18 protein-coding genes are annotated in these 26,071 nt (G+C 36.8%); 16 read left to right on the top strand and 2 right to left on the bottom strand.

Annotation, left to right across the window (positions count from 1 at the left end):
- Nucleotides 1-4: 4 nt before the first annotated feature.
- The 12 genes from E5D58_RS11510 to E5D58_RS11455 all read left to right on the top strand — a co-directional run bounded on the left by E5D58_RS11510 (nucleotide 5) and on the right by E5D58_RS11455 (nucleotide 17,542).
- Entirely contained in the window at nucleotides 5-1,093 is a 1,089-nt protein-coding gene (locus E5D58_RS11510) for a sugar kinase (protein WP_136482011.1), read from the top strand.
- A 403-nt stretch (nucleotides 1,094-1,496) separates the two neighbouring features.
- Nucleotides 1,497-2,675: a mandelate racemase/muconate lactonizing enzyme family protein gene (locus E5D58_RS11505; protein ID WP_136482010.1), complete on the top strand. Its 1,179-nt coding sequence runs from the start codon at nucleotides 1,497-1,499 to the stop codon at nucleotides 2,673-2,675.
- Nucleotides 2,676-2,726: 51 nt separating this feature from the next.
- Complete coding sequence (locus tag E5D58_RS11500) at nucleotides 2,727-4,184, top strand: NAD-dependent succinate-semialdehyde dehydrogenase (RefSeq protein WP_136482009.1); 1,458 nt, start codon at nucleotides 2,727-2,729, stop codon at nucleotides 4,182-4,184.
- 29 nt (nucleotides 4,185-4,213) lie between these two features.
- Nucleotides 4,214-5,218, top strand: a complete 1,005-nt coding sequence (locus E5D58_RS11495; protein ID WP_136482008.1) for a family 16 glycosylhydrolase — start codon at nucleotides 4,214-4,216, stop codon at nucleotides 5,216-5,218.
- Nucleotides 5,219-5,403: 185 nt separating this feature from the next.
- A complete protein-coding gene (locus tag E5D58_RS11490; protein ID WP_136482007.1) occupies nucleotides 5,404-5,595 on the top strand; it encodes a hypothetical protein in 192 nt (63 codons plus the stop codon).
- 24 nt (nucleotides 5,596-5,619) lie between these two features.
- Nucleotides 5,620-7,113 (top strand): sulfatase-like hydrolase/transferase, encoded by a 1,494-nt coding sequence (locus E5D58_RS11485; RefSeq protein ID WP_136482006.1) that lies wholly within the window; start codon nucleotides 5,620-5,622, stop codon nucleotides 7,111-7,113.
- Between the two features lie 97 nt (nucleotides 7,114-7,210).
- Complete coding sequence (locus E5D58_RS11480) at nucleotides 7,211-8,068, top strand: AraC family transcriptional regulator (protein WP_136482005.1); 858 nt, start codon at nucleotides 7,211-7,213, stop codon at nucleotides 8,066-8,068.
- Nucleotides 8,069-8,250: 182 nt separating this feature from the next.
- Nucleotides 8,251-11,427 (top strand): SusC/RagA family TonB-linked outer membrane protein, encoded by a 3,177-nt coding sequence (locus tag E5D58_RS11475; protein ID WP_136482004.1) that lies wholly within the window; start codon nucleotides 8,251-8,253, stop codon nucleotides 11,425-11,427.
- Between the two features lie 12 nt (nucleotides 11,428-11,439).
- Nucleotides 11,440-13,179: a RagB/SusD family nutrient uptake outer membrane protein gene (locus tag E5D58_RS11470; protein ID WP_136482003.1), complete on the top strand. Its 1,740-nt coding sequence runs from the start codon at nucleotides 11,440-11,442 to the stop codon at nucleotides 13,177-13,179.
- 92 nt (nucleotides 13,180-13,271) lie between these two features.
- On the top strand, nucleotides 13,272-14,588 hold the full coding sequence (locus E5D58_RS11465) for an MFS transporter (protein ID WP_136482002.1): 1,317 nt from the start codon (nucleotides 13,272-13,274) through the stop codon (nucleotides 14,586-14,588).
- Nucleotides 14,585-15,751: a mandelate racemase/muconate lactonizing enzyme family protein gene (locus E5D58_RS11460; protein WP_136482001.1), complete on the top strand. Its 1,167-nt coding sequence runs from the start codon at nucleotides 14,585-14,587 to the stop codon at nucleotides 15,749-15,751. The genes E5D58_RS11465 and E5D58_RS11460 overlap by 4 nt, the downstream gene beginning before the upstream one ends.
- Nucleotides 15,752-15,769: 18 nt before the next feature.
- Nucleotides 15,770-17,542, top strand: coding sequence for an arylsulfatase (locus E5D58_RS11455; protein ID WP_136482000.1), 1,773 nt, complete (start codon nucleotides 15,770-15,772; stop codon nucleotides 17,540-17,542).
- A gap of 117 nt (nucleotides 17,543-17,659) precedes the next feature.
- Here the strand turns inward: E5D58_RS11455 and E5D58_RS11450 are convergent, their stop codons facing one another.
- Nucleotides 17,660-18,898, bottom strand: coding sequence for a T9SS type A sorting domain-containing protein (locus E5D58_RS11450; RefSeq protein WP_168796678.1), 1,239 nt, complete (start codon nucleotides 18,896-18,898; stop codon nucleotides 17,660-17,662).
- A gap of 222 nt (nucleotides 18,899-19,120) precedes the next feature.
- The gene (locus tag E5D58_RS11445; protein WP_136481998.1) at nucleotides 19,121-20,125 is read right to left on the bottom strand and encodes a T9SS type A sorting domain-containing protein; all 1,005 of its coding nucleotides are present in this window, start codon (nucleotides 20,123-20,125) and stop codon (nucleotides 19,121-19,123) included.
- 345 nt (nucleotides 20,126-20,470) lie between these two features.
- On the opposite strand from E5D58_RS11445, the gene E5D58_RS11440 reads away from it, so the two are divergent.
- From E5D58_RS11440 to E5D58_RS11425, 4 genes are all read left to right on the top strand, one after another.
- Nucleotides 20,471-20,722 carry a hypothetical protein gene (locus tag E5D58_RS11440; protein WP_136481997.1) on the top strand — a complete coding sequence of 84 codons (252 nt, stop codon included), beginning with the start codon at nucleotides 20,471-20,473 and terminating at the stop codon, nucleotides 20,720-20,722.
- Between the two features lie 363 nt (nucleotides 20,723-21,085).
- The gene (locus tag E5D58_RS11435) at nucleotides 21,086-22,534 is read left to right on the top strand and encodes a sulfatase (protein ID WP_136481996.1); all 1,449 of its coding nucleotides are present in this window, start codon (nucleotides 21,086-21,088) and stop codon (nucleotides 22,532-22,534) included.
- A 40-nt stretch (nucleotides 22,535-22,574) separates the two neighbouring features.
- Nucleotides 22,575-24,092, top strand: a complete 1,518-nt coding sequence (locus E5D58_RS11430; protein WP_235835904.1) for a family 16 glycosylhydrolase — start codon at nucleotides 22,575-22,577, stop codon at nucleotides 24,090-24,092.
- On the top strand, nucleotides 24,089-26,068 hold the full coding sequence (locus tag E5D58_RS11425; RefSeq protein WP_136481995.1) for a glycoside hydrolase family 127 protein: 1,980 nt from the start codon (nucleotides 24,089-24,091) through the stop codon (nucleotides 26,066-26,068). Before E5D58_RS11430 ends, E5D58_RS11425 begins: the two co-directional genes overlap by 4 nt.
- The last annotated feature ends 3 nt before the right edge of the window (nucleotides 26,069-26,071 follow it).

Genomic DNA, 26,071 nt, shown 5'->3' with positions numbered 1-26,071 from the left:
AAAAATGAATACTGTAGTAACATTTGGTGAAATTATGGGGCGTATCGCTGCTCCAGATAACTTAAGATTAAGACAAACTAGACAATTTGATATGACTTATGCTGGTGCAGAAGGAAGTGTTGCTGCTTCAATATGTAATTTTGGAGGTAAAGCTAGATACGTAACCGCATTACCTAAACACGCTTTGGCCGAAGCCGCTATGGATGCGGTAAGAGCTGTTGGTGTCGACACCCAATATGTGCTGAGAACAGACAAGGGGCGATTAGGTATGTACTTTCTGGAAACCGGTGCCAACCAGCGTCCAAGCAACGTGATTTACGACCGTGCAGATTCGGCCATTGCAATAACACCGGCAAATGCGTATAACTGGAAAGATATTTTTCAAGGTGCTAGTTGGTTACACTTAAGCGGTATTACACCAGCGCTTTCAAAAAATGCTGCCCAGGCAACTTTGCATGCTGCAAAAGAAGCAAAGGAAGCAGGGGCTTCTGTTTCTATTGATTTGAATTTTAGAGGAAAACTCTGGAATTGGGACGAGAGCAAATCGGCTCGCGAATTGGCGCAGGAAACCATGCGGAAAATTTTACCGTTCGTTGATGTAGTTATCGGAAATGAAGAGGATTGTCATGATGTTTTAGGAATAAAAGCAGGTGATACTGATGTCCATGCCGGAAAATTGGATACGTCGCGCTATCCAGATGTTGCCCGTAAAGTGATTAGCCAATTTCCTAATGTAAATAAAGTTGCAATTACTTTACGAGAAAGTTATTCGGCATCACACAATAACTGGGGTGCCATGCTTTTTGATGGGAAATCGGATAAGCCGTTTTTCGCCCCTTTGAACGTAGATGGGAATTATCAGTCTTACCAAATAAAGAACATCGTTGATAGAGTTGGTGGTGGCGATTCCTTTGCCGGAGGCCTTATATTCGCTTTAACAACAAAAGAATTATCTGAACCTCAAATAGCCGTGAAGTACGCCGTAGCCGCGTCTTGTTTAAAGCACTCTATAAAAGGTGATTTTAACTTTTCAACCCGTGCTGAAGTAGAGGCATTAATGGGTGGTTCTGGTTCAGGAAGAGTTGTTAGGTAAAAACTGAAAATAATAAAAGTAATGAATTCAATTAATTTCTAACTTAAAAAATTTAGTGATTCCCAGGGAGTTTGTGTTAGTTGTTTTTTTATTCAAGTAATATCTACAGTTATTCCAAATGAATTTGGAAATGGGTTATGAAATTGTTGAAAATACACTTTAAATAAACATATGCAGGAGACTATAGGGCCTTTTATACTGTTGATTTTAAATAAGATACTTAACTTACAATCTGCTTACAGTAACAAGAGAATTTATAAATGAGGTAAAATTGGTTACTTCGAGGGTAATTTAATAAATAATTATAGAATTATTAAGTCCTAATTTAGAAGTCTATTAAATTGAGTCTTAAAAAAAGTATAGAAATACTGAGTGAATTTTAATTATAAAAATTAGTACAATTGTGGTTATAACAAAAATTGAAACATTCGTCTTAAAGGATAAGTTGTCGAAAAGCTTTTTCTTTTCCCAATGGGAGTATTCGGAAAGATGTATTTGTATTGTAAAAGTAACTGCTAAGGATGGTACTTATGGATGGGGAGAGGGCTATGGGCCAGCATCGGTTTTAGAGGCTGGTATTAAACTTTTGGAACCTTTTGTTATTGGTCAAAATGCCTTGGAAAATGAGGTGATTTGGAACAAAATGTATCGCAAGACTCTAGACTTTGCAAGAAGAGGGATTTTAGTGGCTTCCATGAGCGCGATTGATATAGCTATTTGGGACTTGAAAGGGAAGCTTTTGGGTTTGCCTGTCTCTACATTACTAGGTGGTGCACATCGTGACAGAATTAGACCGTATGCAACAGGTCTTTATTTTACAGATCATAAGAATCCTGCTAAAACGTTTAAGGAAGAGGCCGAACTGTATATTTCTCAAGGGTTTAAAGCGATGAAAATGAAGGTTGGACTTGGCATCAAGGAGGATGTGAATAATGTAAAGTTCATGCGTGAAATTATTGGCCCGGATATCCAATTGATGGTGGATTCTAATCATGCCTACACATTAAGAGAGGCTACTGAATTAGCGAGAAAAATTGAGAAATATGATATTAGTTGGTTTGAAGAGCCTTTATCACCTGAATTTTACGATCAATATAGTGAGTTAAGACAAAAAACAACTATACCAATCTCTGGTGGAGAATGCGAATACCTCAGATTTGGTTTCAAACAGTTGATTGAAAGTAAATCAGTAGATATTATACAGCCCGATATTTGTGCAAGTGGTGGGCTTACCGAGGCTAAACGAATTGGAGCTTTGGCAAGTGCAAATGGTGTAGATATTATACCCCACACTTGGGGAACAGCCATTGGATTGCATGTAGCTTTGCATTTTATTTCAAATATAGAATCTGTTCCAGGGCGTATGTATCAACCCGATTTTTTAATGGAATATGACCAAACCGAAAATGGTTTAAGAGATAAATTATGTTTTCCATCTATAGAGATGAAAAATGGTATGATAGAGGTGCCTAAAAGACCTGGTTTGGGCATTGATATAAATGAAAAGGTACTCCATAAGTATGCTTCTAGGGTTAAGGAAGTTGATATAGAAGTGCTTCAAAAAATATATAAAGTAAAATAGCCTTGAATGGCTTTTAAACAGAATAACAAAAAATCACGATATAAATTGATAATGAAAGTTGAAAAATACGGCTATAAGAAGCTATATATAGATGGTAAATTGATTGACGCCGTAAGGGGAGAGAAAGATGATGTTGTCTGTCCCGCAACAGGGGAGGTGATTGCTCAAGTTGCACGAGCTGGAGCTGCTGATGCCAAAAAAGCCTTAGAATCTGCACAACGTGGATTTAAATATTGGTCAAAACTTTCTTTAGCAGAAAGAACTAAATGGATGCTTAAATTGCGTGATGCTATTTTAGAGAAAGAAGAAATTCTAAGAACGGCTATGGTTCATGAAATGGGAAAAACATATGCTGGTTCTCAAGAAGACATAGACAGACTAACTGAGGCTTTGGAGTGGTACCCAAGTGCTATGCAAAATTTACGGGAGGAGCAAATTCCAGATCATGACAATACCCATACGCATAAAATGATTTCTCAACCTGCAGGTGTCGCTGTAGCCTATTTAGCTTGGAATTTCCCATTACTTAACGTAGGTTATAAAATAGGTCCGGCCTTAGCATCAGGATGTTCCTTAATTATTAAACCTTCAGGAATATCGCCTTTATCTTCTTATTTGGTTGGCGAAATATTGCACGATATAAATTTTCCCGCGGGAGTAGTTAATATCTTAGCAGGTCCGAGTAGTGAAGTGGCAACTACTATGACTACTAGTAAAATTCCAGCTGTGATAACAATGATTGGGTCAACCCAAACAGGACAAAAAGTAATTGCAGATAGTACCACATCCATTAAAAAATTAGGAATGGAGTTAGGAGGCAATGCACCATTCATTGTATTTGAAGACGCAGATTTAGATGTTGCATTGAATTTGGCAATTGGTTTGAAATTTGGAAATTCTGGGCAAATATGTGTTGCGGCAAACAGAATTTTTGTGCATGCGAGCATTTACGACAAGTTTTTAGCGGAATATATAAAAAGAGCGTCGAAAATTAAAATTGGTTTCGGACTAAAAGAAAATGCCGACGTATTTATGGGTCCTTTAGCTTCAAGAGGAGGAAGAGATCGTATGTTTGATATTATAGATGATGCGGTAAGTAAAGGTGCAAAGTTGGAATTAGGAGGAAAAATCCCGAAGGATTTACCAAAAGGAGGTAATTGGATGGAGCCAACAATTTTATCAGGTGTAAATATGGATATGACCGTATTTAATCAAGAGACTTTTGGGCCGGTGGCAGGAGTAATGTCTTTTGAAACTGACGATGAAGTTTTAGAGTTAGCTAATGATACTGAGTTTGGATTAGCATCATATATATTCACTAACGATCACAAAAGAATTGAGCGATTTACAGAGGAATTGGAATTTGGGGAAGTTCAAATCAACGGTGTAAAATATGCGATATACTTACCTCATGGAGGCTTTAAAAATAGTGGTATAGGGCATGATTGTTCACATTTGGCTTTAGAGGATTATTTGGTTAAGAAGAGGGTGTCTACTGCTTTAATCTAAGACATAGTGAGTAGTATTTCTTTAAAAGTATGAAAACCATTAGATTTTTAGCGCTTATCATTTTTCTAGCGGTCCAAATAATTAGTTGTGGGTATTCAAAAACAAAAAACAATTCTAAATTGGTTTTACCTCATAGCGATCCTAGTAATACCGGAAATTGGGAGCTAAACAATTCGGTTAGTGATGAGTTTGATGCCGATGAAATCGATGAAAACAAATGGTACATCGTTGGAAAATTCAAGGACGGAAAACCATTTTATATACATCCCGATAAGCCCAATAAAGAAGTGTGGAAAGGACGCGCGCCTTCACAGTTTTCAGGAAGAAACTATCGTTTGGAAGATGGGAAACTAATTTTAGAGACGAGGTGGGAGCCAGATTTTCCATTTAACCCAGAGATTAGAAAGCCAGTTTTCGGCGAAGCCATGCCTTACGAAAATATAACTACTGCTTGCTTTATTGGAAGAAATGAGTTTAAATATGGCTATATAGAAATTAAAAGTAAAGCGGCCGATGGACCAATATCTAGTGCATTTTGGGCTATGGGCGAACGATTAGAGATTGATTTCTTTGAGCTTTTTGGAGGTACGGGCAATCCTAATAAAAAACATTTAGATAGTCAGTTATGGTGGTCCATCAGGGATTGGGATAAACCGGTTACAGGAAAGCCAACTTATACTGAGAGAAAAGATCTGGGATTCAGGGTAGCCGATGATTTTCACATTTACGGGATTGAATGGAATGAAAAAGGCATGAAGTACTACGTAGACGGTAAATTATTTTCGGAGGTTACTGCAGAAGAGGTTACTGCTTGGGCTAAAGTTAACCGAGTTAATATTGATTTGCCCTTGGACTACAACGGCTACGTGTCCAATAAACCAATTGCCCTGTGGCTTGACCAAGAAGCATTTCCATGGCACGATATTCCAGAGTCTAAAGAAGAATTGGAGGCTAAAAGCCCCGAGGACAAAAAGGAAGATGGAGTGTTAGACTTCGAGATTGAATACGTTAGAGTTTGGCAAAAAAAAAGCTAATTGATTTAGAAAGCAAGAACAATCAAAAAAGGGTTTTTTGTATTGTTCATTCTAGTTTTTGTGCTGGTGATATATGGACATGATAAGTGGTGCCAAAAACAGAATAATTATTTTGTAGAGGAAGTAGACAAAGAGTATAATTTAACAGGCCTGAGCAAGAAGATTTTTGAAATAATAGGATTGGAATGCTTGACGCATTTGGTTATCCATATAAAAAAATGAACGCTGGAGAAACAACTTCCGAAGAAATGAAAGGAATTAATATAGAGGCTAGCAAGATGTTTTATTCTTGCTTTTTGAAGTCGGTTGGAAATCCTAATAAAGAAATTGTTCCATTTTTTAAATGTAAGTACGAGGAAATAAAGAATCTTAATTAAATTCACCTTTAAATAACATGATGTATGAGATTTTCACGTAAAATAATTTTTATTCTAAGCTTGGGAGTCGTTGGGTTTTTTGGGTGCAAAACCTCTGAGAAAAGTAAAAAGAATTTAGCCTTGGTTTCGTCTGAAAAAGATTGGGATACTGGCTCAAGACCAAATATATTATTCATTTTATGTGATGATTTAGGGTATGCTGATGTTGGCTTTAATGGCTCAAAAGATATCACAACGCCTAATTTGGATATGTTGGCCAATAATGGAACCATTTGTACAAGTGCTTATATGGCGCATCCATTTTGTGGCCCAAGTAGAGCTAGTTTGATGACGGGTAGATATGCACACAAATTTGGCTCACAATTTAATTTACCAACTGAGGGAGACGAGTCCAAAGGTATTGATGTCAGCGAAACTTTTATAAGTAAGTTATTACAACAATCGGGTTACTACACAGGTATTGTTGGGAAGTGGCATTTGGGACATCAAAAACAGTTTCACCCCAATCAAAGAGGGTATGATGATTTTTACGGGTTTTTGGGTGGGGGGCACAACTATTTTCCTGAGCAGTTCAAGCCGACTTATCTGCGTGAAAAAGCAAACGGTAAAAATTTTATTTGGGAGTACCTTCGGCCCTTGGAACATAACGGGAAAGAAGTGGACGAGATTGAATATGTAACTGATGGTTTGTCCAGAGAGGCCGTACGTTTTATTTCGGAAGCGTCCAATAAAAAGGACAAGCCTTTCTTTTTGTATTTATCCTATAACGCACCACATACACCTTTAGAGGCTAAAGAGGAAGATTTAAAATTGTTTTCACATATTCACGATATTAAGCGAAGAACTTATGCTGCTATGGTGTATGCCGTGGATAGAGGTGTGAAACGGATAGTAGAAAAACTTAAAGAAACAAACCAGTTTGATAATACTTTGATCATTTTCTCAAGTGATAATGGGGGGAAACTAGCAGCGGGAGCCTCGAACTATCCGCTTAAGGAAGGAAAGGGAAGTGCCTACGAAGGAGGCTTTAGAGTTCCCACATTTATGCATTGGCCAAATGTTGTTCCTTCTGGCAGGGCATATGATTACCCAATTTCTTCCCTGGATTATTACCCGACATTTGCCGGGCTTGCAAATGCCAAAATTCCAGTTGAAAAGCAATTGGATGGGAAGGATATTTGGAAACCTTTTTTGAAAAATGAAAACCCGATACGAGAAGAGCCGCTATTTATAATGCGCCATAGAAAAGGTTTTTCGGATGTTGCTATCCGACAGGATAAATGGAAGGCTCTTAAGGTTTATCAACAAAAATGGAAGTTATACGATATTGAGAAAGACATTGAAGAAAATAGAGATTTAAGCTCCCAAAACCCTGATATACTGGCCGATCTTATTAAAAGGGGTAGTCAATGGAGCGAAACACATGTGGAGCCGCGTTGGTTTCATATTGAAAAAGAAGGGGAGCAGTGGAGAGCAGATGAAATGCCCAATTTTGAAGCCACCTTTCGATTAGATTAATACTCTTCTTAATCAAAAAAAACCTCTTAAATGCGTTTTTTTAGTTTACACTTAGTTAAAATTGTGAATTTTAAGAATAAATAAGCTATATTTGAGCATGAAATTGGTTTTAAAGAATACCGACGGTTTTACAAGTTCTAGACTAAATGCCTTTTTAAAAGAAGAACCATGTCTCGACACAGCATGGCACTACCACCCAGAATATGAGTTGTTATACATTTCAAGAAGCAGCGGTATACGCTTCGTGGGTGATAATGTATCTCATTTTGAACCTGGTGACTTAGTCTTAGTTGGTTCAAATTTACCCCATTTATGGAGAAATGATGTCTCATATTACAGTGCAGATAGTAAAAAAACAATTAAGACAGTAGTAGTTAAGTTCTACCAAGATTTTATTGGGGATAATACATTTGAGGCACCTCAATTTGCAGCCATAAAAAGGATGTTATCAGATTCTAAGTATGGTATGAGCTTTGGGAAAAGTGTTTCTATAGCCTTAAAGGATGAGCTTCTTTCTTTCCCCACATTAAACAATACCCAGCAATATATTAGTTTATTGGATATTTTGCATAAGTTATCCATGGTAAATGACAAACAACTTTTGTCTTCATCAGATATGAGACAATATACACCAAAAGGAGCTAAAAGAATTGACCGTGTGATTAGGCACATTTCCGATAATTACGCAAAGGATATATCACTCGAGAACATATCTGATATTGCCTGTATGACACCAAATTCCTTTTGTAGGTTTTTTAAGAAAAAAACCAATAAGTCTTTTAGCGAATTTTTGAATGAAATAAGAATTAGAAATGCTTCAAGGATTCTAATTCAAGAAGACTTCCCTATTAATGATATTTGTTTTTTAGTTGGGTATAATTCCATTACTAATTTTAACAAACAGTTCAAGAAAATCATGGGAAGAACTCCTAACCAATACCGACAAGCCGTTTAAGATTAAGTGGTTAAAATATGTTAGTATAAGGGTAATTTCCTGCCATTCAAAACATAGATTAAGTGTTTATTTTGACTTAGAATTCACTAACATCAATCTGTAGTTTTCATTATTGCTATGGGCGAGAACAGATAGTTGATGAATTTTGAAATTAATACATTTTAACTAATCTAAATTATCTTATGAAAAAACTAAAATTTGTTTTAGGTGTTTTCTATTTATTGGCAATTAGTGCCTTTGGTTTCAGTCCAAACGAATTAACATTAGATGCTGAAAATCATGTAGAAAGTGAAAAAATAGAAGTTCCAGATGAAATTCAAGCCATTGAAATATCTGGGGTGGTCTCAGATGTCGATGGGCCCTTGCCAGGGGTTAATATTGTTGTAAAAGGAACTACAACAGGAACGCAAACAGATTTTGATGGAAACTACGCTATTTCTGTTAGTGGGTCTAATCCTGTATTGGTATTCTCATATGTGGGTTACAAGACTCAGGAAATACCTGTTGGTGCTCAAAAAACAATTAATGTCTTGTTGGAACAAGATGTTGCTGGACTTGATGAGGTCGTAGTTGTTGGGTACTCAACAAGAAAAAGGGGGGAATTAACAGGTTCGGTAAGTACAGTAAGTGCTAAGGAAATAGAAAACACCTCAAATACAGAGGTGGCTAAATCTTTAGCTGGTAGAGCTTCAGGTGTTATTATCAATGACCGCGGTGGTTATCCTGGTAGTAACAACGTTGATATTCTTATTCGCGGTCAATCTACATTAAATAATAACAATCCTTTAATATTGATAGACGGAATACAATCCGGTACTGCGGTGTTTAATCAATTGGCCCCTCAAGATATTGAATCATTAAGTATACTAAAAGATGGAGCAGCTGCTATTTATGGTACACGAGCAGCTAACGGGGTTATTATTGTTACTACGAAAAGGGGTAAGTCTGGCAGACCTAAACTTCAATTATCGACTTCCTATAGTTTGTCCTCATTTTCAGTAACACCGGATTTAATGACTTCGGCAGAATGGGCTACTTATGAAAACGAAATTGCAGAGAGAATATCTGCACCTCTTCCATTTACAGAAGAAGATATTGAAAAATATAGAAGCGGGGAAGATCCGCTCAATTATCCTAATACAGACTGGGCAGATTTAACCTTTGCTAATACAGTACCGGAAACCAGAAATTCTTTGTCAATTTCTGGAGCTACGGAAAATGTTGGATATTTTGTTAGTGGTGACTTTATGAGTAGGGAAGGTGTATTTGATTCTGGGGATTTAAATTTTAATCAAACTCAGGTAAGATCGAATATTGATGTTAAACTTAATAATGATATCAAGGTGAGTGTAGATTTATCTGGACGATTTTCTCAGCAAAATCAGCCTGGAGTAGATGCTGGCTTCATTTATAAGCATATTTATACTAACTTTCCTAATGAGATAGGTGTTTATCCTAACGGTTTGCCTGCATTTGGTGGGGAAAATGGAGCCAATCCTGTTATTATGTCCAGTAATCAGTCTGGTTTTGTAGAGAATAATTATACTAATTTGAGAGGGCGTCTTGCGCTTGACTGGAAACTGGATGCTATTACAGAGGGCTTAAGCTTTAATGGTTTTGTTGGTTTAAGAAGAGGCTCTGGTAATATTAAAAACTTCTACACTCCATGGACTTGGTATAGGTTTAACGAAACTACTGGAGAATATGATGAGAACATTGGTTTTTCTCAAAGAGGGAAAGATAGGATTCTAAATGAAAACTTCAATAAATTTAATCAAGAATTATTCAATGCGACGTTTCGATATAATCGTACTTTTGGAAATCACTCTATAAATGGTTTAATAGGATATGAGCTTACAACTGGTGAAAGCGAATTTTTTGAAGTACAAAGAAATAGTCTTCCTTCACCTTCAAGACCATACTTATTTGCAGCGGATGGAGAGGATATTGTAACCGCAGGAGGTGCTGCGGAAAATGCTTTGATAAGTTACTTTGGAAATGTAGTTTACGACTATAACAAAAAGTATATTTTAGAACTTACATTAAGGCGTGACGGAAGTAGTAATTTTCCGCCGGGGAAACAATTTGATAATTTCTACAGCATTGGCGGTACTTGGGCCATTGGAAAAGAATCCTTTTTGGAAGATGTAAGTTGGTTAAGTTCCCTAAATTTAAGAGGTAGTTACTCGAAAATGGGTAATGATCGAATTCCACCATTTCAATTTTTAACACGCTATAATTATAATAGCGACCCAACCGTACCAGGACAAAATGTGCGCCCCAACTATTATCACTTTGGTGAAGTTGGAGCATATTTCGCGGGATATAGTAGTTCTGTAACCCCAAACCCTAATATAACATGGGAAAAAGCTTTTATGAAAAACATAGGGCTTAGTTTTTCTTTATTTGATAGCAAGTTCACAGGAGATATCAATTACTTTAGTCAGAGAAGAGAAGATATTTTGGAAGACAGAGGAAATGAGGTTGCGGCTTTTACTGGTATTATATTCCCTGATGAAAATGTGGGTGTTGTAGATAGCTACGGTTTTGAACTTTCCTTAGGTTGGGCAGAGCAGATAAATAACAATTTTAGATATAATTTAGGGTTTAACTTTACACAAGCCAAAAGCGAAGTAGTAGGGCTTCCTGAACCTGCAAATGTAACTCCTAGTATGTCTAGGGTCGGAAAACCAGTTAGATCTTATGTTGTCTATCCTACTGCTGGTGTTTTCCCAGATCAAGCAACGGTTGATGCGACCGATGTTAAATTAGAAAATACGGTTGAAGGGGAGATACACTATTTAGATACAGATGACAATGGCGTTATAGGTGCTGGAGATCGCGTAAGAACCAGCACATCCAATATACCTGAAATTCAATACGGATTTAGTGGAGGATTAAACTATAAAGAATGGAATTTCAGTTTCTTATGGGTTGGTCAGGCAGAAGCACAGGTTCTAGTGTTTTTTGATCAACAAGGATCCAAACCATCTTATGTTTTTGACCAACGTTGGACTCCGGATAACCGCAATTCAAGGTATCCTAGAGCTTTTGGTTTGAATGATACCTTTAGCGGTAATCAAAATTCTAATCCAGATAATTTCCAAGGTGCAGATACTTGGTTACACGATGCTTCGTTCTTAAGACTAAAAGAGGTTGAATTAGGGTACACTATTCCTCGAGACATAACCCGTTTTGCGGATATGAAGATATTTGCTAGAGGTTTGAATTTATTGACCCTATTTTCAGATGTTTATGATCTTGGTTTAGACCCTGAAGCTACTGGCTACAACAATTTCAGAAATGCAACATATCCGTCATTAACGATGTTTACGTTTGGATTAAATATGACCTTTTAAAAAAAATAGATTATGAAAAAATTTAGAATAATTTGTATTCTTGCAGCTCTGGGGTTATTTTCCGTATATAGCTGTGAAGATGAGTTAAATACAGAAGTGTTAAATGCATTTTCTGAAGATTTAGTATACAGTGATGCAAATCAGGTGGAAAGATTGGTGTATCCCGTTTATGGCAGTACAGAAACGTGGGCAATAAACAAATCAATTTGGTGGGGTAGACGCTACAACATCGAAAACGGTTCTTACGAAGCTAAGTTTAACTTTAGTGATTTAGATCGTTTAAACTTAAGAGGGAACGGCTGGACACCTTTAAATGTAGGTGATTTTGATGGTAAGTGGGAAGATTTTTATTTATATATTCGAGAAATTGACCAGTTTTTTAGTTTGATAGACGATAGCGAAGCTAATGAGAAAGATCCAGATGCTGTAGCTGTATTAAAGGCTGAAATGCGGTTTTTAAGAGCAAATCTATATTTTAAATTAACAAGGCTATACGGAGGTGTGCCAGTTTTAGAAAAAGCTTTAGGCTTAGAAGATGATTTCAATATTCCAAGAACGCCTTATGAGGATGCTGTAGACTTTATCGTTAGCGAGTTAGATTTGGCTGTAGCAGATTTACCAGAAACAAGGCCAGCATCAGAATTCGGAAGAGCAACCAAAATTGCAGCACTAGCAGTTAAGTCTAGAGTGCTTTTATATGCTGCGAGCGATTTACATGATCCAGGTTTAATGCCGCAGACGCAAAACACTGAACTATATTCTTATAGTAAAGCATCGAAATGGCAAGATGCAGCTGATGCGGCTAAAGAGGTGATAGATTTTTATGGTTCTAAAGACCTTATCTCTGTTAATAATGCAACAGATTACCAAAATTTATTTTTATCTGTAAATGAGGATATAATATTTGCAAGACCTTTTGGGACCTTATATGATTTTGGAACAGATGTGAATTCATTGCCAGGACAGACTCAAACACCGCCTGGATATGGAGGGTGGGGTTTATCTTCTCCTACACATAATTTTGCCTTGGAATTTGATATGGCAGATGGCTCAGCTACCATTGGAGATTCATCTACCTATGATCCAGATAATCCTAGCGATAACAGAGAAATGCGCTTCTATGCAAACTTATTATATCAAGGAGCAGAGTTTAGAGGACGTCCTGTAGATTATGCTGTGTCGCGTAATCACCCTACTATACCTCATGGTTTAGACTCTAGGAGGGGGACTTTGGCTGGGTCTGAAGGAAACCCACTGCATTGGTCTAAAACAGGTTACAATATTAGAAAATTTCAAGACGAGGCTACACCATTAGTTACCGATGCTGTACCTGGTCGGCCATATATATTATACCGTTTGGCCGAGATGTATTTAAATTATGCCGAGGCACAGGCCGAATTAGGGAATGATGCTGAAGCAAGAACATATTTAAATAAAATAACAGCTAGAGCTTTAAAACCTGCCGTTACGGCCAGTGGCGAAGAATTAAAAGAAGCCATTAAACATGAGCGTAGATTAGAGCTATGTTTTGAAGGCCACAATTTCTTTGATGAAAGACGTTGGATGAACCCAGAAAGATTAGGGTTTGATGTTAGAGGTTTATTATGGACAAAGGAAAGAGATGGTAGCTTAACATCTAGGGAATGGACTGTTGTAACACGTCCATGGTATGATAAGCAATACTATTTACCCATTCCGCAATCTGAAATTGAAAAGGCGCCAGCATTATTACAGAATGCCTTCTATGAATAATAATATTTTGTTTTTAGTATTTTAGTTTAGTAAAGGCCAGGGTTATCTACATCCTGGCCTTTTGGTGTTTGATAAAGTTTCTATTAAAAAGTATGAGAGAAATCAATAGTACAAAAAAGCGCTATAACATACTAGTTCTAATTTTTGGTACGGTAGTAATAAATTACCTTGACCGAACAAATATTTCAGTTGCAGCATCAGCCATAAGCCAATCGCTTGAACTAAGCACCGTGCAAATGGGCTCAATTTTTTCAGTATTCGGTATTGCATATGCAGTTTTGCAAATTCCTGGGGGCATAATTGTGGATAAAGTCCGTTTACGGTTTTTGTATGCATTGATGTTGTTTCTGTGGTCGGTGGCCACTCTGTTTCAGGGCTTTGTAAACTCGTTCAAGGTTTTATTGGGGTTAAGAGCTAGTATTGGGGTTTTTGAAGCGCCTTCTTATCCAGCTAATAATGCTATTGTTACCAAATGGTTTCCTGAAACCGAACGTGCTTCTGCTATAGCCATTTATACTTCTGGTCAGTTTATCGGTTTGGCTTTTTTATTTCCAGCTTTAACGCTAATTCAAGACAAAGTAGGTTGGAGAGGATTACTTATCATTTCAGGTGTGATAGGAATTATATGGGCTATTGTTTGGTATGTTTTTTATCGAGACCCAGACCAACACAAAACTGTTAGTGATGCCGAATTAAAATTGATTAAGCAAGGCGGTGGTTTTTCAAAAGAGGCTAAGACTCATTACGATAAAGAGAGATTCAGTTGGGGCGACTTTTTTGAGGCTTTCAAGTATAGAAAATTGTGGGGTATATATTTAGGGCAGTTTTGTATGGGATCCATGTCCATTTTCTTTTTAACTTGGTTTCCTACTTACCTTGTAGAGTATAGGGGATTCGATTTCATAAAGTCTGGTTTTTTGGCTTCAATCCCCTTTTTGGCAGCATTCTGTGGAGTTTTGTTGGCTGGCTTTTCTTCAGATTTTTTAATCAAAAATGGAAAAACACCAGAGTTTGCAAGAAAAGCACCCGTTTTAATAGGACTATTATTGTCTACTTTAATTATAGGTGCAAATTTTACGGAAAGCACATTTTTAATTATTTTGTTTTTAACCATCGCTTTTTTTGGCAATGGGCTAGCATCTATTACTTGGGTGTTTGTGTCTTTAATTGCTCCTAAACGTATCATTGGACTTGTTGGTGGTGTATTCAATCTTATTGGCGGATTGTCAGCGGTAGTCGTACCATTTGTGATCGGTGTTTTGGTACAAGAAGGTGATTTTAGCCCTGCATTATTCTTTATAGGAATACTTACCGTTATAGGGTTTTTGTCATTTTTATTGGTTGTTGGCAAAGTAAAACGTATTCAATTGGAAGGTAACAAAGATGAACTTAATGGCATAGGAGCATGAAAATTAGAATAACAGATGTTAAGGTGTTTCCAGCAAATATTGCAGGAAGAAGCCAGCTTAATTTAAAGATAGAAACCGATATAGGGATTTATGGTTGGGGTGCTTCTGGTATTACAGGAAGGGAGTTTGCAGTAATTGGGGCTATTAATCATTATAAACCTTTAATTATTGGTAAAAACCCTATGCAGATAGGGGCTATTTGGCAAGATCTGTACCGGGGACAATATTTTGAAGGTGGACGGGTGTTAACGGCGGCAATTTCAGCGATTGATATTGCGCTGCATGATATTAAGGGAAAAGTATTGGAAGTTCCTGTTTACGAATTGTTAGGTGGTAAACAAAGAAACTATGTTGAATGCTTTGCATCCTTAAGGTTTAGCAGTAAGGAAGAATTAATAGAAAGAGCAAAAGTATTGATTAAAGAAGGATGGCGAATGCTTAGGTTGGCTCCTGCCGAGTATGAGGAGGGTAAATATGCTTCAGAGTTTGAGCCAAGAGATTCAATAGCAATTATTGCAGATTGGTTGGTAGCATTACGAAGGGAAGTAGGCACCAAAGTTACCATAGGTATAGATTATCATCATAGATTATCTGTTCCTGAGACCGTTTCGTTTATACAACGGATGCCAATAGGGACTCTTGATTTTATTGAAGAACCCATTCGAGACGAATCTCCAGAGGTATATCAGGAGTTACGAAAAATGATAAACGTACCCTTCGCAATAGGTGAGGAATTTGCAAGTAAGTGGCAATTTATGCCTTACATAGAAAAGAATATTACACAGTTTGCAAGAATAGACGTGTGCAATGTTGGTGGCCTTACCGAGTCAATGAAAGTAGCAAGTATGGCCGAAGCACATTATATAGATTTGTTACCGCATAACCCTATTGGGCCTATTTGTACCGCTGCAACTATTCATTTGGCGGCGGCATGTCCAAATTTTACTTGGTTAGAAGAAATGAATACCCCTGTGGAAAACCCAGGGTTGGACGATATCAATTATTATCCTTTACAACCAAAGTTGGAGGGCAATCGATATAAGGTGCCTGATACACCAGGCTTGGGAATAGAATTTAATGAGGATCTAGCCCTTAACCAAGGATTTAATATGGTGGAGACCCCACGCTTGAAAAAGAAAGACGGCTCTTTTACGAATTGGTGAATTATATATTGATATAAAATGAAGCTTTTATTACCTATACTTTTTACGATTTTTTTTAGCGCCGTAAATGCGCATTCCCAAGAAAGGCCTAACATTATTATTATGATGACCGATGATCAGGGCTATGGGGACATTGGAGCTCACGGTAATCCCTATTTAAAAACGCCTAAAATTGAATCATTAGGAGAACAAGGGCTGGAAATGACACATTTTTTTTCATACCCAAATTGTTCGGCATCACGAGCCGCACTTCTTACTGGAAGATATCCCTATAGAACCGGGGTAACAGCTGTAACTCAGGTTGATCATTTTATGAACGCTTCCGAAGTTACTATTGCTGAAATTTTAAGCACTAATGGTTATAGAACTGGAATATTTGGGAAATGGCATTTGGGTGATAATATGCCAATGCGACCAATCGATCAAGGATTTCAAGAAGCCTTAGTGCATAAAGGTGGCGGTATTGGTCAGGCTGCTGGACCTGATGGAAACACCTATTTTAATCCAATATTGGAGCATAACGGTGTTCCTAAAAAGTATAATGGCTATTGTGATGATATTTTTACAGAAGCCGCAATTGATTTCATTAGTAAAAAAGGGGACAAACCTTTTTTTGCTTATTTGGCAACTAACCTACCTCATTTTCCTTTACAAGTTCCAGAATCTCGGGCTGAACCTTTTAGGAAATTGGGACTGCATGAGGATAATGCCCTTACCTATGGGATGATTGATAATATTGATTACAATGTAGGTAGGGTACTTGAGATACTAAAAACTTTAGGAATCGATAATAATACCATAGTTATTTTTCTTTCTGATAATGGACCACGCCATAGACGTACTAAAAATGACTCATACCCTGGGCGCTGGGTTGCAAACTTAAGAGGAACCAAAACCAGTGTTTATGATGCAGGTATTCGTGTACCATTTTATGTAAAATGGCCCGAACATATTAAACCTAAAAGCCAAACAACCCAAATGGGAGCTATAATAGATGTATTACCAACCTTATTGGAGGCTGTTAATATTGAAGCTTCAAGTGAAATAGAAATGGATGGCGAATCGTTGTGGCCACTATGGACAAGAAATGAATCGGAATATCTTGACGAACGTGAATTCTTCGTGCAAATGCATTATGGGCCAACGCCGTTTAAATACATGCATTTTGCAGTAAGGACACCAAAATACAAATTGGTAAGCCCTCACGATTTCCCTCATGGCATTGTACATCAACCAACGGATTTTGTGCTTCAAAATGTATTGAAAAATTTAGAATTATATGATGTAGAAAAAGATCCAAGCGAACGAATAAATATAGCTAAAAACCACCCTGATATTGTAGACAATATGTTAGAGAGCTATGAGACTTGGTTTGATGAAGTTAGTGAAGAGCGTGATGCAAAAGGTATTCAACGCATTCATTTGGGCACTGCGAAACAACCACATGTTGTGTTATCGCGTTTTGATTGGGGAGGTCCTCGGGTTATTTCACGCTTTGATTATGGTGGGCCACGTGTAGTTGAGGATAACCAATTAGGATATTGGCGTGTAACAACAAAAAGTGGGAGTTATAAAATTTCATTGGATTTACCTGAGTTGATGGAGGATGGTTTCGCACATTTGAAATACAATGACATACATTTAATTCTGCCAATTAAAAAAGAGCAAAAACATGTAGTTTTTGAAAATATTAGACTTCCAGAAACTACAGGGAATTTTCATGCTTATATTAAAACCGATAGATTACCAATCGGTCCACATTTTGTTGAAATAATAAAACTTGAAAACTAGGTGGTTTACAGTATACCAGATGCTCTCAATATTCGTGATAAAAAGTAAGGAATAACGGGTGATTTTTAATCTGGATCGACAGTTATAATATCTTAATACGAGAGGGGGAGATTACATCTACTTTATTATTAATTTAGTTCTAAAAATAGAGCTATCTGCTTTACCTTCAATAATATATACACCTGATTTAAGATTAGACAAATCAATCTGATTATTAGATGGGGAATACGTCGTTTTATAAACCATTTGTCCAGTAGTATTATAAATCGATAGTTCCATATTTTCCTTACCTTTTATAGTAATAAAACCGTTTGACGGGTTAGGATAAATTTTAAAAGTTGATTTTGACTTATCGTCTAAACTTAAAGTACTTTTAGACCATACACGCACATAATCTAAATACATGGAAGTTGGAATTTCACCTAAATTTTTGCTAGCCCTATCATTCGTAACCGGGTCTAAAGGTTGGAATCTATTATCACTAAATGTAACGAATGGAACTCTTAACCCTAAAGAAACAATAACCTTTAAAGGATTATCGCTCCAATATGTATTGTTTAAAGTTCGCCCAACTTTGATGCCATCAACAAAAAAATGAAGTTCAGTAGGCGTAATTTCACAGGCATATGTGTGCCACCCTAGGGCTGGATCAAATCTACCTGGTAATTCATATTTGTTTAATTGCTCGTCCCTAGCATTAGGTTGTTTAGGTCTAAACCATTCCCTACCAGAACTAGAATTTAGTACCAGATGCAAATTTGATTCTGCGTCGTGTATGTCATCCTGTCTTTCACCGGGTGGAGCTAAGGCATCATAATCGAATTGTTGTAGTTCTACAACGTCAATTTCTGTATACACTGCTTCTCCAATGGGTTTATTATCATAAAAATCGCTATATAACCAAAATGCAGGGCATACACCTCGTCTTCTATCTAGAACGGTAGCTTCTCTAGACAAAATAAAAGCACCGTAAATACGAGCTTCAACATACCCGATAAACTCTGCTGGCAATTGAGTAGTATTTTGCATACAGCCACTATTAAAATAAGTACCATCTACAGGTATATTGTTTTCGTTATGGCGCATTGTTATTTCTACAGCGTTCTCACCTTCAAATGTCCCGGGGGTAACGTTAGTATCATTATTCCATTTCCAAGCACTTACGTTGGGTAAGTTGGTTGTTTTGCTCCATTTTGACCAATCAATAGTATTCGAGTTAAACTCATCACTGTAAGTTTGCTCGTACTGCCAAGTATCATTAGGATCAATAGTAGCTATAGGATTGAATTGACCGTATACCCATGTAGATATAAAAAGGGAGAAATAGATTAAAATTGGAGCAATATTGGATTTCATAGCTTTAAAATTGTCTTGCATTTATAACAAATGTAGTATTTCTATAGATTGTTTAATAAGGTAAAATTATCAAAATCTAGACCAAAATTATCATTTTTAGTTTGGGTAGATATTCCTTTCTTAAGAAAATGGTCTAAAACAGAGTTGGTTTATTTAACAAAAAAACCAGCGATAAATAGTACCACTGGTTTTATGTTCAATAAATATGTGACTAAATAAGATTTAGTGCTTTACAAATTTTCTTGTAGATGTTCCTTTTTCAGACGTCAATCTTACCAGATATAAAGCGCTTTTTAAGGAAGAAACGTCAATAACGTCAATTACACCAGTTCTAGACATAACTTCTCTGCCTAACAAATCCAATACCTGAACACTTTTAATAGCCTCTCCAGTTTGAATTCGTAACAAATTCTTTGTAGGGTTAGGAGATAATCCAAATTCAAAGGCATTCTTAGCGTTAGTGGTAGAAAGTATAGGTGAATCAGTAACTTGAACCGTTAATTTATTCAAAAATATTCCTGTAAGAGGGTCTGGGTCAGCTTGAGCCCATCCGTATGCCCATGACCAAAAATAAACATTTCCTGTAGTGAAAGCGGTATATAATTGAGGGTCAATACCAGTTACAGATGCTGTTTCATCACCTACTTTAGCAGATAAGCTTGATGATGCGGCATCCGAACCTAGTGCGATTTCAACTTGCACTGAATACGCTGTGTTTGCTGTCGCAGGAACATAAATAGGGCTTGGGAATGGAGTGGAACCAGTGGCATCAGGATGTGATTGGCTATTCACTAAAAAATCTCCAAAGTCTCCCGAGAATAAAATGCCTTCACGATCATTAAAGTCGCCTAAATCTTTTCCGTTTTTAAAGCCCCACCATACTTTGGCACCATCGTTAATAACTTCACTATCTCTACCAATAACTAAATCAAATGTGGCCGTTATAAATTGACCGTCAGTTGCCTGAATAGATTTGTCAAGAATAAGTTTCTTCCAATTGGAATCGTCAAGTTCAATTTGATCAGTTGCATTTGCCGACCATGCCTCCTGAGAAAGCCAATCTGGATGGTTATTAATAAGAGTTTGAGCAGTTGGAGCATCATAAGAGGCTTCTGTGAAATCTGACGAAAAGAATCCTACTGATTGTCCTGATTTAAAGATATCTTGCGCATTCAACATAATTACAGAGGTAAACACTGCAATTAAAAAAGTGTAAATTTTTTTCATAATTTTTAAGTTTATTTAATCTGTCTTTTATTTGGTGTAAAATTAAAGAGTATTAGAAGTGAGCGATAGCAATCTTTTAACATAACCCTGCACTATATTATCTTTTTTAGAAAAAAGAGTTTTAGGCTGTAAAAAAAATCAAATTGTAACTGAAGTAATCATAGATTTATTATAGTCTATAACTATGGTCCTGAATAATCGGTAACATATTTGTCCTTTTATTGATAATAGATAAAATCAATGTGCAAAAGAAAAGCAATACTGTATTTCGGGATATATTTGGTTTTGTTGTAGTTTATTAGGTCTATATATACAAAAGACCAGTAAAGTTTTATATTTAACCTTATGGGAAGAAAGGTAACTTATGATAATTTATGGTTAAATAAGGCTATCTTTCTTCAAAGAGACTCCGCTATTTTTGCCTTAGTATATGGAGCAGTTAAGAAAAAAGAGCTTACTGAGGCTGATTCGTCATATAGCATAGATACGTATCAAAGGTGGCCTTTATTAATTCAATATAGTCTAGGGGCAATGGATACCTTAGTAAAATTCGAATCAGAGGGCTTTTTATATAATTCTGCAAACACGATGTGTTAGTTCAATATTGTAAAAATAGTTGAGATGTTTGATGATGGCGTGGTTAAAACGGGTGATGAAGGGGGGTGAAATTGACAAGTACACAGAACAAGTGGTTTAAGCGTTGTAACAATGTTACTAAAGTTTTTAACATATTAATCGAGGAGAAAGAAGTTCATTATTAAACCTTAATTGAAAAAAGAGATGATAGCCTACAATGGTTGTCCTTTTTGGTAAAAAATAATAAATGGTTTGTAGTAATTCCATGTAGTTAAGGTTAGATATATACTTTATGAAAACTAATTATTCTCAATTTAACTAAAAGTACATTAAAGTTATTATTAACAATAGCTTACGATTTAAGAAAGACAAAAAAAACTAGACATGAAAAATCTAAAGTTTTCTATTGCGTTTTTAGCAATTGTTTTATGCCAATTGTCTTGCATAGGCCAAAAACAACCAAATATAGTACTCATTTTTATTGACGATGCTGGGTACGGCGATTTTGGATTTCAAGGAAGTGATGTTATGATAACTCCAAACTTGGATAAACTGGCAGAGCAGGGCATTTTGTTCACTCAAGGTTATGTTACAGACGCTACCTGCGGGCCTTCCCGGGCTGGGCTTATTACCGGTAAATACCAACAACGTTTTGGTTATCAGGAAATAAATGTTCCAGGTTATATGAGCGAAAACTCTAAATTTTTAGGGGATGATATGGGCTTGCCATTAAACCAGAAAACGATGGCCGATTATTTAAAAGACTTAGGCTATGTAAACGCTATGTACGGCAAATGGCATTTAGGGGACGCCGATAGATTTCATCCCTTAAATAGGGGGTTCGACGAATTTTACGGTTTTAGAGGCGGTGCCAGAAGCTACTTTCCTTATAAGGATTTTAAAGGTGTACATCATGACAATAAAATGGAAAGGAATTTTGAGAACTACGAAGAACCTGATGGTTATGCTACTGATGTCTTTGTGGATGAAGCCATTTCATTTGTTGAGAGACATAAAGAAAAGCCATTCTTTATTTACTTGGCTTTTAACGCCGTGCATACACCGATGGAAGCAAAGGAAGAAGATTTGGCCAAGTTCCCAAACCTAAAAGGAAAGCGTAAGGAAGTGGCGGCCATGACCTTGGCACTGGATAGGGCTTGCGGCAGATTAATGGACAAGCTAGAAGAACTCGGGCTGGATAAAAATACAGTTGTTGCCTTTTCAAATGATAACGGAGGGCCAACAGACAAGAATGCGTCTATAAACCTGCCACTTAGCGGTACAAAATCCAACCATTTGGAAGGGGGAATCAGGGTGCCTTATCTAATCAAATGGCCAAAAAGGCTTAAAGCTGGTATAAGGTATGATTACCCTGTTAGTACACTCGATTTTTTGCCTACCTTTTATGCTGCAGCCGGAGGGAAAATCGAGGACTTGAAAGAAATTGACGGGGTAAATTTGATTCCTTATGTCGATGGCTTGAACAATGAAAGACCACATGAGGATCTATTTTGGAAGAAGGATGTGCGCGCCGTTTATAGACATAACGACTGGAAACTCATCCGGTTTGCAGACAGACCTGCAGAACTTTATGATTTGTCCGCCGATCTAACCGAACAAAACAATTTAGCAACAGAACAACCTGAGCGTTTAAATGAAATGTTCAAGAAATTATTTGAATGGGAATTAACCCACGAACGCCCCTTGTGGACCTTAAAGCAGGATTTTGAAAAGTACGATATAGATAGAATGGATCGCTATCGCACTCCAGAAATGGTAAAAAAAGAGATAGAAAAGTATAACGTAGATAACAGTAAGAATTTTAAAAAATAGAATAGTCAAAGAAAATCAAAACTTTTCAACGAAGGCAAAAATGGAAAGAATTACCACAAATCAGGTTAAAGACTGCATGTTTAGTATAACACTAGCTGCTGTAATATGTTTGCTTACCATTACGAGTTGTAAACAAAACCTTAATAATGCCTTTAATGAAGAGCTTGCAACAAAAGAGAAGAGCCTACTACCATATTCAGATCCCGAAAACAAAGGTGGTTGGATTCTAAATGAAGAACTAAGTGATGAATTTGAAGGGGCATCAATAGACACAACAAAATGGTTTATCGAAGGGCAAAATGGTGATTATTACATCTGGAAGGGAAGACCGCCTTCTCAATTTGTAGCTCACAATGTAAATGTTACAGATGGTAAACTTGTAATTACTTCACAATGGGAGCCTGATTATGAGTTTGCTAAAGAAAAATATGCCGATGGAAAAAACAATGATGCCTATGGGAAATTGGAAGGAAAACCAGTTCCCGTAACTACCGGAGGTGTTATTACAAAGAAGCGTTTTTTATATGGCTATATGGAAGTTGAAGCAAAAGTGGGTTATGCGGCAATATCAGGTGCATTTTGGGGTATAGGTTTCGAGCAAGAATTGGATGTATTTGAGCTCATGGGAAACCCCAAAAAGTATGGCTTTATAGAGGGAGGAAATTATTGGATAGGAACAGCTCACGATTGGAGTCCACCTTCAGTAAGACCTACAGCAGTATTCTTACATTCAGAAAAGTTAGATTTTAATACGGCTAGCGATTTTCATGTGTATGGAGCAGAATGGGGAGAAGACTATCTAAGTTTTTATATTGATGGCAAACACATTGTTACGTTTACTCAAGATGATGTTGGAACCGATTTTATTTTTAACAACCCCATGGAAATATGGTTGGATTCAGAAATCTTTAAAAGATTAGGTGTGCCTCATAAAGAAGAGTTGCCGGTTGATTTTGAAATTAAATATATGCGTGTTTGGCAAAAGCCTTCGGATAATTTATTGGCAAAGGACAAAGCATTTTATGGTTTTGAAGGTCCAATTCTTTTTGAAGAAAATCCAAGACCATTATATTTAGTTCCTGAAAATTCTGAAAATAATGATTATCAAAAATTTTGGCAAATCGATGATGGCTCTAAACAATATTTAGGTATTTATGAAGGGCAATACAACTCTGGCGTTGAAAGTTTAAAATTTTCTGGTTACGGGAAAAACGAATCATTACTCGTAGATAAGGTAGTTATTAAATCGCCCGAAGGAGCCTTGAATCTTCCAGCAGGTGATTATACCTTATCAGCCAAAGTATGGTTAGACCAAGGAAGAATTACTGATAAAATTCATGTGTCTCTACTGAACCCTGAAATTGAATTACAGTTTGACGGATTAAAAAAGATGCCTAGAAGAGAGTGGGTAACAGTTGAAACTCAATTTTCAAGATTAAAAGTTTCAGCAGAAAATGATGGTATGCAAATAGAAATTAGAAGAGAAGATTTGCCTCCAACAAAAGCGGCAAAACTATTTATTGACGATATTCAAATTAAAAAAATTAATAAGCAATGAGCACTCATAACAAAGCAATAACGAATACATCAGAAAGTCCGTATGTAAAATTGAAAAGCATCAATTTTGGAGATTGTAAATGGGATAAAGGATTTTGGGCAGAAAAAGTTCAAGCTGCCGCAGAAAGAATGCTTCCTTACATGGGAAATGTGCTTTGTGGTGATGTTGGTCATGGTTTAAACAATTTCAAAATTGCAGCCGGTGCTAAAGAAGGTGAACATAAGGGTTTTTATTGGCACGACGGAGATTTTTTTAAATTTATGGAGGCTAAAATGTACATCTATGCTTTAACGAAAGAAGAAGCATTGTTAAAGGAGTTAGATGAATACATCGAATGGATTGGTAAGGCTCAGGAAGAAGATGGGTACATCCATACTCATATTCAAATTACGGAAGGAGCGGAGCGTTTTTCAAACAGAAAATATCATGAAATGTACAATTACGGGCATTTATTTATTGCCGCTAGCGTACATTTTCGACTAACAGGACAGCGTAATTTCTTGAATATTGCCATAAAGCAGGCCGATTTACTGTGTGTTTATTTTATGCCAGACACCAAACACTACCAACGTTTTGGTTTTAATCAAACGCAAATTATGGGCCTGGTTGAGTTATATAGAACAGTTGGGGATAAGAAATATCTAAAGCTTGCCGAAAAGTTTATCAATAGAAGAGGAACGTTTAAAATTGAGCACCACTCTACTACTGAAGGTTATCCTATTGGAGATATGGTTCAGGAACGTACTCCTTTCAGGGAATCGGAAGAAGCAGTTGGTCATGCCGTTTTAGCATTGTACTATTATGCAGGTGCAGCAGATGTGTACGCAGAAACTGGTGAAAAAGCTTTAATTGATGCCTTAGATAAACTATGGGAAAACGTTACTGGTAAAAAGATGTATGTTACGGGAGCTGTAGGTCAAGCCCACTACGGAGCTTCTACTAATTTAGATATGATTGAAGAAGGCTTTATTGATGCCTATATGATGCCGAACATGACGGCGTATAACGAGACTTGTGCCAACCTTTGTAACGCCATGTTTAGTAGCCGAATGATGGGCATTAAAGAAGAATCCAGATATGCTGATATCATTGAATTGGTTCTGTACAACAGTGGTCTATCAGGAATAAGTATTGAAGGAAAGGATTATTTTTATTCTAACCCCCTGCGAATGGTTAACAATTCAAGGAATTATGATGCACATGCCGATGTTACGGAAAGTCCTGTTCGTCAACCATATTTGGAATGTTTTTGTTGCCCTCCTAACCTAGTAAGGACTATTTGTAAAAGTTCAGGATGGGCATACAATTTATCAGAAAATGGCGTAGCCGTAGTTTTGTTTGGTGGAAATAGATTAGATACCACAATGTTGGATGGTTCTTCAATAAAACTTTCGCAAGACACAGATTATCCATGGAAGGGTGTCGTGAAAATTACCGTTGATCAATGTAAAGATTCTGCTTTTGATATTAAAGTTAGAATTCCGAAATGGGCAGTGGGCAGTACCTTAAAAGTTAATGGAGAAGATGCTATGGTTCAGGTTGTTCCAGGTACTTTTGCAACTATCAATCGTAAATGGAAGGCTGGAGATACCATCATTTTGGACATGCCTATGGAGGTTACACGTATTGAAGGGCATAACAGAATTGAAGAGGTGAGAAATCAAATAGCCGTAAAGCGTGGACCAATTGTTTACTGCGTAGAGTCGCCAGATTTACCTAATGACACCTCCATTTTAAATGTGTACATCAACGGTGATACGAATTTGGTGGCAGAGCATAAACCAAATTTTTTGGGTGGTGTTACGGTAATCAAAGCAGAACTGCAACTCAGGGAGGACAAAAATGATGATATGTACCAAGTAGTAACCAAACCTGAACTAAAACATCATAAAACACAGTTAGTGCCTTATTTTGCATGGAGTAACCGAGGGCAGGCCGAAATGACGGTATTTATCCCCGTTATTTGGAATAACTAATTT

Source organism: Cognatitamlana onchidii (assembly GCF_004804355.1).
Lineage (GTDB): Bacteria > Bacteroidota > Bacteroidia > Flavobacteriales > Flavobacteriaceae > Cognatitamlana > Cognatitamlana onchidii.
The sequence above is the reverse complement of the archived record's forward strand: the minus strand, read 5'-3'. Positions and strand labels throughout refer to the sequence as shown.